Here is a 13351-nt window from a genome sequence, read left to right on the forward strand (position 1 = left end):
TTTCAATATAGGAATTCTTTCCATAAAAAATATAAAAAAACTTTATTCTACTAATTTTTTTCTCTTAACAACAGATAATTGAAGCATATCGAATGCCGTTTTTAAGGCGCTCGCCAGTGAAGCTTTGGTAATAATACCGCTTAAATCAATTCCTAAATGCACTACTGTCTGAGCAATTTCCGGACGAATACCACTAATAATACATTCTGCTCCCATTAAACGGGTAGCGCTAACTGTTTTAATAAGATGCTGTGCTACAAGAGAATCTACTGCAGGAACACCAGAAATGTCCAAAATAGCGATAGAACTTCCTGTATCTACAATTTGCTGCAAAAGGCTTTCCATTACAATCTGAGTTCTTGAACTGTCCAGAGTTCCAATAATTGGCAAAGCAACAATACCATCCCATACGGCAATTACCGGAGTCGATATTTCACTGATTTCATCAATCTGTCTCGAGATCACATCTTCTCTGCCTTTCATATAGGCTTCAAAAGTCATAATTGTCATGTTGTCAATAATGGTACTTAACCTGGTGTTAGCCTCAAAAAGCTGAACAGGTTCTGTCATAACTTCTGAAAGAATTCTGGAACAAGCTTCTTTAAAAGAAATTAAATACTGGGCATTTTCTCTAGGTGAGAAACCACGCTTTCCTCTGGAAGAGGCAATTCCTACGATAAGATCTTCTACTTTTTCAAAATCTCTGTTTTCATCAGAATTTGATACTGCATTTAAAAACAAAGAAGCAAATTCTTTTGATTCTTCTTCTTCAACAGCTCCGTCACCTGATCCACTATCGATAAGAATCTGAGACCATATTGTCAACAATTTATTTTCGTGCTCTCTTAAAACACCCAGGACGTTATTTTGCATTTGCTTTAAATTTGGATTTTTACTACCAAATATATAACATTAATTTGGATGCGAAAAAATTTGTTAAACTATCGAGAACAAAAGTTGCATTTTTAATGGCATAAATACTTATTTGAAGTTATTGTCAGCACATTTTATGTTAAAATCAACAAGAATTTTGATTTTTATTGAACAGAAAAAAAAATTAAAAGACAGTTAATTCTCATTTTTTTGTTTTTTCTTCCAAGAGATTATATGAATAAAATTTACCTGAAAACAAATTATCAAAATATTAAGATGTTCTGTTATGAATTAAAATTACTTCTTCTCCCGCAATGGCATAAATAAGATGTTCGGAGCCGGGTTTCAAAATAAACTTTCCGGTAAACTCTCCAAATGCGGGAAGTATCATTTGATCTGGTTTATAAAAGAAACAGCGTAATTTTAAGCTCTGCATTCCGAGTCCGCGCAAGATTATTCCGGGATGGATATGTCCGGAAAAATTAAATACATTTTCTCTTTCTGTCGGATGATGGGTAAAAAAGAAATCATCAATTTCTAAAATTTGTACCACAGAAATATTGATGTCGTTATAATGCTTTTCATCAATAATATCATGATTTCCAGCAACGAGAATTAGTTCACTGTTGCAGTCGGTGACCCAATTTTCAAACAAATTCCATTCTGCATTTTTAGAACTGTGAAATAGATCTCCCAGAAAAATCACTTTGTCGGGACAAAAATGTTCGATCACGGTAGTCAGTCTGTTGAAATTTTCCTGAACGGCATTTTGAGGAATGGCGATTCCATGTTTTCTGAAATGAGATATTTTCCCCAGGTGTACATCAGAAATAACCAGTATTTTTTTTTCTTCCCAATAAAGAGCGCCACTTGGATGTAAGGTAAAAGTTTGGTTTTGTATTAGAATATTCATATTTTATTTCATGTAAGAAGCCGTCATTTTCTGAATTCTTTCGGCTAATGTTTCGCTTGAAAGTTTTTCTCTCAATCGATCGGTAATAATCGGAAAACTGAAAGGTGTGGGCTTGAGGCATTTTTTCCAGACAATATTTTGTCTTTCAATTCTTTCCAAAGCCAAAATTAATCTTCCTTCTTCCAATTGATGCTCAAATGTTTCGCGGTAAGCCTGGTGCAAAAGTAAATTATCAGGTTCAAAATCCCTGAAAACTTCAAACAATAATTGCGACCCGCTTTGTAAATGCTTTGTTTTAACCATTTTTCCGGGCATTCCGGTAAAAACCAGTCCGGCAATTACAGCGATATCACGAAATTTACGCCTTGCCATTTCTGTAGAATTTAAGCTTTTTTGTAAATCATGGTGTACGTATTCTGTAGAAAATAAATTATTATCCAGAACGGCTTCAATATCAATTTCCTGATCCGAAAGTAATTCAAAACCATAGTCATTATATGCCAAAGAAAAGCTGATCGATTGCAGTAAACTAATTCTGTACGCGAGTAAACTAGCCAGGGCTTCGTGCACAAAACGTCCTTCAAAAGGATAAAAAATTGCATGAAAACCTTCTCTTGTTTTAAATGTTTCTATTAAAAACTCGTTTGTATCAGGAACAATAGACTCCTTTCTTTGTCTGATAAATAAGGGCTGCAAAGCTTTTAATTCTGGTGAAAGATTATCGGTATTGGCACGATACAACTCCTGACGCAGTAATTCGCTCATTTGTGCAGAAAGTGCCATACGTCCGCCCATCCAGCTTGCGATTTTAGTTTCTTTCTTCGCACTTGCTTTTTTTACTAAAACCTGCATATTTCGTATGCGGAATAATTCCAGTCTTTTTCCGGCAAAAATAAAAGTATCTCCGGGTTTTAATTTAGAAACAAACCATTCTTCAATAGTTCCAATATAACCGCCGCTTATAAATTTGACGTTCATCACCGCGTCGCCTACAATAGTTCCCACTTGCAAACGGTGGTGCATAGCGATCATTCTGTTGTTAATTTTATATCTGCCGTCTTCTTCAATCTCTACTTTTTTGAATTCATCGTAAGCATGCAGGCTCTGACTTCCGTTTGTGATGAAATTTAAAATCCAGTTCCAGTTTTCCTTTGTAATGGTCTGATAACTAAAGGTGTTTTTTACTTCTTTAAAAATTTCATCCGGAAAAAATCCTTCTGAAACGGCTAAAGTATTCAAATACTGAACCAGCACATCCCAACTGTTTAAGTAGGGAACACGATCTTCGATAACACTATTTTCCACTGCCTTTTTTAAAGCCGAAGCTTCTATAAGCTCGATGGCATGAGTGGCAAGAAAATAAATTACACTTTCTTTTCCGGGCTGGTGTCCGCTTCGTCCCGCTCGCTGCATAAACCGGGCAACGCCTTTTGGACCGCCGACCTGAATAATCGATTCGACAGGCGCAAAATCGACACCCAAATCTAAACTCGAAGTACAGACCACGACTTTTAATTCCTCATTTCGAATTGCATCTTCGACCCAAAGTCTGGTTTCACGGCTTATACTTCCGTGATGCATGGCCATTTCTCCGGCAAATTCAGGATATTTTTCTAATAATCTTTGGTACCAGATCTCGCAGGCCGAACGCACATTAGTAAAAATTAATGTTGTTTTACTGGCTTTTACAATTTTTGCCGCTTCATCAATTAAATGCAATCCCATGTGACCGCGCCATGGATAGGTGTCCATTTTTTCCGGAATTACAGAAACTACTTTGATTTTTTTATTAAGGACAGCTTTAATTAAAACCGAATTTTGAGAAATTTCAGAATTAACGCCAAGTAATACTTCACGGGCTTGTTCCAAATTACCGATCGTCGCTGAAATTCCCCAAATACGAATGTTTTTAGCAATCGTTTTTAATCTTGACAATCCGAGTTCAACTTGCACTCCGCGTTTTGTTCCCAGTAATTCATGCCACTCATCAATTACAATTGCGGTACAGTTTTTAAAAGTGTTTTCGTATCCTTTTGTTGCCAAAAGTAATTGCAGACTTTCCGGAGTGGTAATTAGCAAATCGGGCATTTTGCCTTTTTGTCTCGCTCTTTCTGCCGCAGATGTATCTCCGGAGCGAATTCCGACCGTCATCTTCACATCCAGATCATGGATTACTCTTTCGGCTGCTTGTTTTATTTCTACAGATAAAGATCGCAATGGTGTAATCCAGATCGCCTTTAATCCCGTAACATGCTTTGTTTTATACTTCGGATTTTCTTTAATATAATTTAAAATGATGGGAAGCCAGAGTGCGTACGTTTTTCCGCTTCCGGTGGGAGCGTTTAATAAACCATTTTTTCCTTGTAAAAAAGCAGTCCAAGTCTGAGTCTGAAATGGAAAGGGCTTCCATCCCTGATCTTCAAACCAATTGCTGGCGATTGTAAATAACTGCTCTCTGTTCATTTTTTGTTTTAGTTTTTTGCCGCTCAGGCATTAGCTCCAGCTGTTTATCCAGTCGGAGCTATGTTAATTGCAACGACTGAAACGCCTTTTTTTTTTTTTTGGCTATGCAAAAAGTGAAACTTACGTGTTAATCTTAAAGAATCATATCTTTTAAGTCATCTATTGAATTAGCATCTTCAATTTTTTTATCATGACGCCATCTCAAAATTCTTGGAAAACGTGTTGCAACACCGCTTTTATGTCGTTTTGAAAGTGCTATTCCTTCAAAACCAATTTCAAAAACCAATTTTGGAGTTACGCTTCTCACGGGCCCAAAACGTTCCAGCGTATTCTTTTTTATAAAATCGTCTACCATTCTAAATTCGGCATCGGTTAAACCAGAATACGCTTTCGCGAAAGTGACGAGTTCACGTTCATTATTTTCATTTTGATGCCATAAAGCAAAGGTATAATCGGTAAAAAGGTTGGATCTTCGCCCGTGACCGCGCATAGCGTAGGTTAAAACTGCATCAATAACCAGAGGCTCAATTTTCCACTTCCACCAGTCTCCTTTTTTTCTTCCCACTAGGTAGGGTGAATCTTTTTTCTTCAGCATTAATCCTTCGCTTTTCATCTCGCGGGATTTCATTCTTTCTTCTGTAATTTGATCCCAACTTGAGAAAGTAACTCTCTCAGAAAGCTGAAGCGGAATTTCTTTGTCTTTTACTGTACTGAATAATGTTTCCAATAAGGTTCTGCGTTCTTCATAAGGAAGATTTCGAATGTCATTTCCCTGCCACTCCAATAAATCATACGCTTTAATGATGACAGGTGTTTTCTTTAAAACAGAAGCCGAAACATTTTTTCGTCCAATTCGCGTCTGTAAATCATTAAATGTTCCAATTTCATTTTCAATAAATGGAAGAATTTCGCCGTCTATTACAGTACCATTGGGTATAACCCCAATTAACGTGGCAAATTCTGGATATTTATCGGTTACCAATTCTTCGCCACGACTCCAGATGTAAATTTCATCTTCTCTGATAATGGTTTGAGAACGTATACCATCCCATTTATGTTCGGCGCTCCAGTCTTCTGGATTTCCCAAATTTTCAGGTTCGCCTTCAATTGGATAAGCTAAATAAAACGGATAAGGTTTGGATAAATAATCACTGCTTTTTTCATCTAAAACCAGTTCCTGAAAACTAATTTTATTCGGGTTCCAGTCGCCCATTAATTTATAAGCAAGTGCATCTTCATTAATATTTTCTGCTTTTGAAAGTGCACGGGTCATCAATTTCTGACTTAAACCTATTCTGAAACTGCCGGTTATTAATTTCGTAAAAACAAAGCGTTCATAATAATTTAAAGCCAGCCAGTTGGTCTGCAGATATTCTTTTTTTTCAAAGTCGGATTTATTTTTCAAGGCGATAATTTCCTGCAGATATTCTGTTAAACTTTTATCAGAATGCTCTTTTGTGGTCGGAATTACCAATGCAATTGTTTCAGCTAAATCTCCTACAATGTGATAGCTTTCTTCAAACAGCCAAAGCGGAATATTAGCCAATTCATTTGCCCATAAACGCAGCAAAGTTGTATTTACAGGTCGGGGAGGGCGTCGGTGCGAAAGTATAGCAATTGTCCAGACTTTATCTTCATCACTAGCTTTCATAAAATACTGCGTCAAAGCATCAACTTTTACCGATGTTTTATTAGAACTATCGAGTGTTTTTATAAGTTCGGCAAAGTTTTTCATAGTATTTTATTAGAAGTTAGGAGTTGGAATTATAGTTTGTGAGATGTTAGAAGTTATTATATATAAGAAAGTTAAAATCAAAGTTTCATATTCATTCCATTTCCCATTTAACAATTCACATTTCACATTTCACAATTAACTCAATTATCCTCATCATTCGTTTCTCCGTCATATTGTGTATGAGCGGTTCGGGCGTCGTAACCCAGTTCGCGTAAATATTTAGAAAATATATCCGAATAACCGTGTGTGCATATCACCCTTTCGGCTCCGGTTGCTTTTATGCTTTCCAAAAGTCCTGTCCAGTCGCAATGGTCGCTTAAAACAAATCCGCGGTCGACAGCCCTTCTTCGGCGTGCTCCTCTAAAAGCCATCCATCCACTTGCTGTTCCGGTTACAAAAGGCGTCATTTTTCTGATCCAGGTACTTCCATGTGCACTGGGCGGAGCAATTACAATACTTCCTAATAAATCTTCTTTTTTTGTTTCGGATGTTACCCGTATTGTTGGAGGCAGCTGAATTAAAGGACGAACGACTTCGGTCATATTTTCAATCGCACCATGTGTATATATTTTTCCAATATTTGGATCCAGAAATTTAAGTAATCGTTGGGCTTTTCCTAACGAATATCCAAAAAGTACAGACGTTTTTCCTTCTGCACGATTCTCTGCCCACCAATTATTTATATCGGTCATTACTTCACTTTGTGGAACCCATTTAAAAGCGGGAAGTCCAAAGGTGCATTCTGTTATAAAAGAGTGGCATTTTACGACCTCGTACGGAACAGAAATTCCGTCATCCTCGGTTTTGTAGTCTCCTGTAAAAACCCAGACTTCCCCTTTATATTCCACTCTAATTTGCGCAGAACCAATAATATGTCCGGCAGGATGAAAAGAAAATTGTACTCCATTTATGGTAAAAGTCTCGTTCCAGTCTTTTCCCGTAACATTTATTTCTCCCAGACGATATCTTATAATCGCCACATTGGTGTGATGCGTAATATAATTTTGATGTCCCCATCTGGAATGGTCAGCATGTCCGTGCGTGATAATGGCGTTTTTTACAGGACGCCACGGATCAAGATAGACATCTGCCTGCTGACAGTAAATTCCTTTATCGTTAAATTGTAATAATGGTGGGTTCATCTTTTATAAATTAGGCACTATTAATCTAATTAATTGCTCGCGGCAAAAATTAAATAGGCGATTAACAAAATACTTAATACAAACAAGGTCATTGTTATAAAGGTAAGCATTGCAGTTGAATACTGATATTTCCCTTCCTTGAGAAGTTTAATCGTATGATTGTATCTCAAATAGGATAAAAGAATTGTCAAAGCTCCAACAATCAATAAACCAATACCTAAATAGATTGTGTAATTACTGTTTGGAACTACAGTTTCTGCTATATATTTTGCCGGAAGCTGTTTTAAAAACAATGAAAATTTAACTGCTACAAATCCGAAAACCATTATGCCGATGCCTGTGCGAACCCATGCTAACAAAGTTCTTTCATTAGACAAATATTCGTTCATTATTTCCTGATCATTTTTCGGCGACATATTGTAAATATTTAATATTGAAAATCGGTGTATGGCGGGCAATTGTATTTGTCATCTTCATTATCGAGATTGAAGCTGTCATACGGATTAGTTTCATCGTAACTGTAAAACTGAAAATTATCTTCGGTAAGATATAAACCGCTTTGTATGATTTCATAATCAGAAAAGCAATATTTATGATTGGTGTCCTGATTTTGTCCTGTCGTAATCTCATCGTCCATGGCTTCATTTTCCTGAGCAGTATCGATGTGCTCTGGCTTACTGCACTGAAAGATTTCAAAATTTCTGCTGTATTGATATGTACTTGCTTTCATAACCAATTTTTAATTAGTAGATCATAATTTCTGTAGATATACAAATTTGAAAATTACAGCATCCAAAAAATTATATGATTTGATTTAAATCTTACAAGATTATTTATCATTTCCCAAACCATATTATTTTGAAACAATCTGATAAAAATCTGTAAAACAAATGGTTATATATTTTGCAAATTTGTGATTATTAATAATTCAAAAATTATATAGTATGGAAACTTCAAAAAAAGATTCGAAATCCGGTATGAAAGATTCTGGAAAAACTCAAAAATCTACTTCAGGTTCCAGAGGAAAAAGTCCAGCAAAATCGTCAGATTCTAAAGGTAAAGCGGGACACTAATTTATTTTTTTATTTAATTAAAAATAAAAGCGTGCTGTCTAAATGTAGGCAGCACGCTTTTAATTTTTATAGTATTTAAAATTATTTTAAAATTTCCTGAATAGTTTTAACGAAGGATTCAACAGGCTGCGCGCCCGAAATCGCGTACTTTCTGTCAAACACAAAAAAAGGAACTCCCTGAACACCTATTTCACCAGCTTCTTTTATGTCCGATTGTACTTCTTTTAGAAATAAATCATCGCTTTCCAGAACTTCTCTCACTTCACTTTCTTCTAAACCTGCCTGATTGCCTAATTTAATTAAGGTTAGACCGTTATTTAAATCTTCGCCATCCGTAAAATAGGCTTTAAAGAAAATTTCTTCCATTCGATCGCCTATGTTTTTAGTTTTAGCCAATTGAATAATTCGATGTGCATTTAACGAATTGGAAATAACAGCTTTGTCGAAATTATAATCGAGGCCGACACTTTTAGCACGTTCTGCTACACTTTTATGCATTTCTTTAGATTGCTCAACACTCATTCCTTTTCTTTCTGCCAAAAAGGTGTAAACATCTGTATCAGGTTCAGACGTTATAGTTGGATCCAGTTGAAAACTTTTCCATTCAATTTCAAAATTATCATTTGGAAATATTGCAAGAGCAGTTTCCAGTTGTCTTTTACCGATATAACAAAACGGACACATGATGTCCGACCAAATTTCTATTTTCATAAAACAAAGATAATTTATTTTGTTTCAAGGTTCATGTTTGAAGTTTCAGGTTCTTGACTTATGATGATTAAATTCTTTGCGTTATCTGCGTTTAAATCGAAGCAAAGCTGACAACCTCAAACTTTAGACCTGAAACAAAACAAATAAAAAACCGCAACTCTTTATAGGAATTGCGGTTTCTAGGTATAAAAAATGGTTGGTTAATAGCGATATCTTTTTTTTTTACAATGATATGTCTTTAATCTGAAACTAAAAAAAATCCCTGTAACAAAAAGAAACTTTGATGTTAACTATTTAACATTACAGGCATTACAAGCATAGTAACTGTTTCGCCTTCTTCTAAACCATCAACCGGAGTCAAAATTCCGGCTCTGTTTGGTAGAGACATTTCAAGCATAATCATATCAGACTGAAGGTTGGTCAACATCTCTGTTAAGAAACGGGAATTGAAACCAATTTGTAAATCATCTCCCTGATAATCACAAGTCAGTCTTTCTTCTGCTTTATTGGAATAATCAATATCTTCTGCGGAAACATTTAATTCTGCCCCTGCAATTTTTAGACGAATCTGGTGTGTAGTTTTGTTTGAGAAAATCGCAACACGACGAACAGAACTTAAAAATAAAGAACGGTCGATCATTAATTTATTCGGATTTTCTTTTGGAATTACCGCTTCATAGTTTGGATATTTCCCATCAATTAAACGACACATTAAGATGTAGTTGTCAAATGAGAAAGTCGCATTTGAATCGTTGTATTCAATTTTCACCTCTGCATCAGAACTTCCTAAAATACTTTTTAAGATGTTTAAAGGTTTCTTCGGCATGATAAAATCTGCAACCTGAGATGCTTTTACATCTGTACGGGAATATTTTACCAGTTTGTGAGCATCTGTTGCTACGAAAATTAATCCCTCAGGAGAAAACTGAAAGAAAACTCCAGACATTACCGGACGTAAATCATCGTTTCCGGCCGCAAAAATAGTTTTGCTTACTGCAGTAGCCAAAACTTCTGCAGGAACAAGTGTTACAGACGGATCTTCAAGGCTTACTGCCTTTGGAAATTCTTCACCTGCAGCATATGCCAATGCGTATTTTCCAGAGTTAGAGCTAATTTCTACTGTATTGTTGTCTTCAACTGTAAATGTAAGAGGCTGTTCCGGAAATGTTTTTAAAATTTCAAGCAAAAGTTTCGCTGGTACAGCAACACTTCCTTTGCTAGTAGAATCGATCGATAATGTAGCTGACATTGTTGTTTCAAGATCGGAAGCCGAAACAGTCAACTCATTATTGTTTAGTTCAAATAAAAAGTTGTCTAAAATGGGCAACGTATTGTTGCTGTTGATTACACTACCTAAAACTTGTAATTGTTTTAATAAGTACGAACTCGATACTATAAATTTCATCTGTTTTATTTTATTTTTTGATGTATTTCAGCGAATAATATGCTAAATATACGGATTACAAATATATCTTAAACTATTTAAAGTATTACATTTTTTTATTAACATCTATCGGCTGTATTTTCTTTTTCTCACAAAAGTAAATACAAACCCAAAAAGTGCTAAAATAAGAATTGGAACTCCGATAGTTATAAATTGTGTTGTAGAATATCTCTGATAAACCTTTTCTTTGTCCAGTAAAGGCAGTTCTACATCTTTGCTTCTAATGTTAATAAGTCCGCTATCGTCCAGCAAATAATTAATGCAGTTCATGATAAAGTCCTTGTTATCGTATAAATTACCTGTTCTCTGGTCATAACCTAACTCTACAGGTTCCATGTTTTTATCAAGCTGATTTCGGACAATATCTCCGTCTGAAACAACAATCATTTTGTTTGGTTTTCCTTTTGGCGTAAACGAATTGTCTTTAAAAGGTAAAACCCTGTTCTCAAATGCAGAATGGAAAGAGCCTTCCAGTAAAACGGCAAGCGGAATATTTCCTTTGTTTAAATAATCCTGCGGAGTAGTTTTTTCGGTTACCATATTCAGATTGATTTCTGAAGGTGTTCCGATAACTTTTGAATATTGGGAAGACTGCAGTAAAACAGTCTTTCTGATTCCGTTTTTTAAAGTATCAATCGGACTGGCAAAATCAAATTTGATTCCGCCCATATTTTTTACAATCGGATGCGGACTAGTCGGGTAAACCTGTGGCGCAAATTTCCAGATAAAATCCTGATATTGCGTTGCACTTCCCTGTTCGCCTGTTGCCAGTTTTATTGGGCTTCCCTGTTCGTCTTTTACCAAATCAGGATTTATTCTGAATCCGTATTTAAAGAACATATCATTTAAATTCAAATCCCGTGGATAGGCAAGGGTAGCGCCCATGTCATTATACAAACTGTCCATATCGGCAGCGACCTGATCGATTAGCCAAAGCGTTTTTCCGCCATTCATAATATATTGATCCAGCACTTCTTTTTCTTCGTCTGAGAATTTTTCTGTAGGCTTGGAAATTATCGTTAAATCATATTTCTTAAGCTCGTTTAAAGTTCCGTTTGGATCTTTGGCAACCGAATCTAAAGTAAAAGGCCCGATCAAATAACTTTCGTGAATCTGCATCAGCATTTTTGCGATATGCACTTCACGCAGTTCGCCGTTACCTTTTAAAATGGCGATTTTTTTCTGCTTTTTAGTAGTAACCCTGCTTATACCATCTGCAATAGAATATTCTAAATGCTGAATTGATCCTATTACTTTTTGTGTGGTTGAAGCGCCCATTATATTCTTTAATAACGGAATCTTTACTTCTTTGTCATTATAAAGCGCAACTGCCCACGGAAAAACCATTGCCTGCGATTGTTTCCCTTTGTCGTCGACCGTAATATTTATGGGAGTTAATCCTTTTTTAAATAGCGATTTTGTTAATTCTTCACTTTCTTCTTCATTTTCTAAAGGATCAACAAATTCAAAAACTATATTTTTATTATAGGCTTGAAATTCTTCTAGTAATTGCTTGGTTTCCTGCTGTAGACGTTTAAAATCTGCAGGAAGCACTCCTTCCATATAAATTTTTATGGATAGCGGATTCTGAACTTGTTTTACAATTTGTAATGAAGTGGGAGATAAGGTGTATCGCTTGTCTTTCGTTAAATCAAAACGATGAAAAAACAACGTTCCAAGTACATTTAGGACAATTAAAATAAAAATAGTAATTCCTAATGTTTTGATATTTTGCTGAGTAGATGCTTTCATTAGGCTTTAAAACTTTTTAATTGGTAAACTGTTAATGATAAAAAAGCGATTGTAATACTTAGAAAATAAATAACATCACGAGTGTCGATTACGCCACGGGCCATACTTTTAAAATGGTTCTGCATACCTAAAACAGCAATAACATTTCCGGATGCAGGAAGTAAGGAAGCGATTCCTTCAAAACCAAAATAAAAGAAGAAACACAGGAAAATAGCCATTATAAAAGCTACAATCTGATTTTCTGACAGGGTGGAAGTGAAGATTCCAATTGCGGAATAGGAAGCAATTAAAAATAATAATCCGAAATAGGAACCAATTGTACTGCCCATATCGATATTACCTTCGGGCGAACCCAAATCTGAAATCACTTTTACATAAATCAAGGTCGGAATTATAGCCAGGATGATTAGCAAAAATGAACCAAAAAATTTACCGTTTACAATTTCCCAGATTGATAGCGGTTTTGTCAGTAATAATTCTAATGTTCCTTGTTTTTTTTCGTCAGAGAAAGTTCTCATGGTTACAGCCGGAATCAGAAAAATTAAAATCCACGGAGCCAATGTAAAAAATGGCGCTAAATCGGCATAACCAGAATTTAAAATATTATAATCTCCCTCAAATACCCATAAAAATAGTCCGTTGCTGATTAAGAAAACAGCGATGACCAAATAGCCCACAGGGGAACCAAAAAATGATTTTATTTCTCTTAAAATGATTGATTTCATTTAGTTTTATTTTGTTTCAGGTTTTTTATTGTTTCAGGTTTCAGTTGCTTCATCTTGCGAACTTAGCACTTTTTCAAGACCTGTTTAATATATTTTAATGCGTACTTTGCGGTTCTTCCGGTTTTGCGTTGAATAGTTTTTTTGTAAAAGTCCAGACAGAATTAAAAAGCTCAGAATTTCTATAATTTTCCAAATCAGCCTCAGTTTCCCAATAACTGTAAGTGAAAAATATTTCTCTGTTATTTTTATCCTGATATAATTCTAAAAAACGATTTCCTTCAGCATTTCGTATTTTATGTTTTACGGTTTCAAAATTCTCCAGAAAGGCGGGAATTTTATCTTCATGAAAACTCATTTTTACAATTCTGATAAACATAATTTTAGATTTCTGATTTTAGATTTTAGATTTGAAAACCTTTAATATGCGCGCAAAAATACCAAATTAGATTGTTCTTTTTAATTTTTTTACGTCTTATTTGTCATCCTGAGGAATGAAGGATCAAACGATACGTGAATCTAA

General features: G+C 35.2%; 13 protein-coding genes. 1 reads left to right on the plus strand and 12 read right to left on the minus strand.

The features are described 5' to 3' along the window. Positions 1 to 42: 42 nt before the first annotated feature. From ABEB31_RS15760 to ABEB31_RS15790, 7 genes are all read right to left on the minus strand, one after another. The gene (locus ABEB31_RS15760) at positions 43 to 873 is read right to left on the minus strand and encodes an STAS domain-containing protein (protein ID WP_347052597.1); all 831 of its coding nucleotides are present in this window, start codon (positions 871 to 873) and stop codon (positions 43 to 45) included. Between the two features lie 271 nt (positions 874 to 1144). Further along, positions 1145 to 1786 (minus strand): ligase-associated DNA damage response endonuclease PdeM, encoded by a 642-nt coding sequence (gene pdeM / locus ABEB31_RS15765; RefSeq protein WP_347052598.1) that lies wholly within the window; start codon positions 1784 to 1786, stop codon positions 1145 to 1147. 3 nt (positions 1787 to 1789) lie between these two features. Next, positions 1790 to 4249, minus strand: coding sequence for a ligase-associated DNA damage response DEXH box helicase (locus ABEB31_RS15770; RefSeq protein WP_347052599.1), 2460 nt, complete (start codon positions 4247 to 4249; stop codon positions 1790 to 1792). A gap of 133 nt (positions 4250 to 4382) precedes the next feature. Continuing rightward, on the minus strand, positions 4383 to 5984 hold the full coding sequence (locus tag ABEB31_RS15775; RefSeq protein ID WP_347052600.1) for an ATP-dependent DNA ligase: 1602 nt from the start codon (positions 5982 to 5984) through the stop codon (positions 4383 to 4385). 140 nt (positions 5985 to 6124) lie between these two features. Beyond that, positions 6125 to 7126: a ligase-associated DNA damage response exonuclease gene (locus tag ABEB31_RS15780; protein ID WP_347052601.1), complete on the minus strand. Its 1002-nt coding sequence runs from the start codon at positions 7124 to 7126 to the stop codon at positions 6125 to 6127. A gap of 29 nt (positions 7127 to 7155) precedes the next feature. Next, complete coding sequence (locus ABEB31_RS15785) at positions 7156 to 7542, minus strand: YidH family protein (protein WP_347052602.1); 387 nt, start codon at positions 7540 to 7542, stop codon at positions 7156 to 7158. Positions 7543 to 7553: 11 nt separating this feature from the next. Beyond that, a complete protein-coding gene (locus ABEB31_RS15790) occupies positions 7554 to 7856 on the minus strand; it encodes a hypothetical protein (protein WP_347052603.1) in 303 nt (100 codons plus the stop codon). Positions 7857 to 8070: 214 nt separating this feature from the next. On the opposite strand from ABEB31_RS15790, the gene ABEB31_RS15795 reads away from it, so the two are divergent. Next, positions 8071 to 8199, plus strand: coding sequence for a hypothetical protein (locus ABEB31_RS15795; RefSeq protein ID WP_347052604.1), 129 nt, complete (start codon positions 8071 to 8073; stop codon positions 8197 to 8199). A gap of 81 nt (positions 8200 to 8280) precedes the next feature. Here ABEB31_RS15795 and ABEB31_RS15800 read toward each other — a convergent pair whose 3' ends face one another. The 5 genes from ABEB31_RS15800 to ABEB31_RS15820 form a co-directional block, all read right to left on the minus strand. After that, positions 8281 to 8910 (minus strand): DsbA family oxidoreductase, encoded by a 630-nt coding sequence (locus tag ABEB31_RS15800; RefSeq protein ID WP_347052605.1) that lies wholly within the window; start codon positions 8908 to 8910, stop codon positions 8281 to 8283. Positions 8911 to 9196: 286 nt separating this feature from the next. Beyond that, positions 9197 to 10315 carry a DNA polymerase III subunit beta gene (gene dnaN / locus ABEB31_RS15805; RefSeq protein WP_347052606.1) on the minus strand — a complete coding sequence of 373 codons (1119 nt, stop codon included), beginning with the start codon at positions 10313 to 10315 and terminating at the stop codon, positions 9197 to 9199. A 105-nt stretch (positions 10316 to 10420) separates the two neighbouring features. Further along, positions 10421 to 12106: a gliding motility-associated ABC transporter substrate-binding protein GldG gene (gldG, locus tag ABEB31_RS15810; protein ID WP_347052607.1), complete on the minus strand. Its 1686-nt coding sequence runs from the start codon at positions 12104 to 12106 to the stop codon at positions 10421 to 10423. Next, positions 12106 to 12831 (minus strand): gliding motility-associated ABC transporter permease subunit GldF, encoded by a 726-nt coding sequence (gldF, locus tag ABEB31_RS15815; protein ID WP_347052608.1) that lies wholly within the window; start codon positions 12829 to 12831, stop codon positions 12106 to 12108. Before gldF ends, gldG begins: the two co-directional genes overlap by 1 nt. Before the next feature lie 94 nt (positions 12832 to 12925). Continuing rightward, complete coding sequence (locus ABEB31_RS15820; RefSeq protein WP_347052609.1) at positions 12926 to 13207, minus strand: putative quinol monooxygenase; 282 nt, start codon at positions 13205 to 13207, stop codon at positions 12926 to 12928. Positions 13208 to 13351: the final 144 nt, after the last annotated feature.

This window comes from Flavobacterium olei (assembly GCF_039749035.1).
Classification (GTDB): Bacteria; Bacteroidota; Bacteroidia; order Flavobacteriales; family Flavobacteriaceae; genus Flavobacterium; species Flavobacterium olei.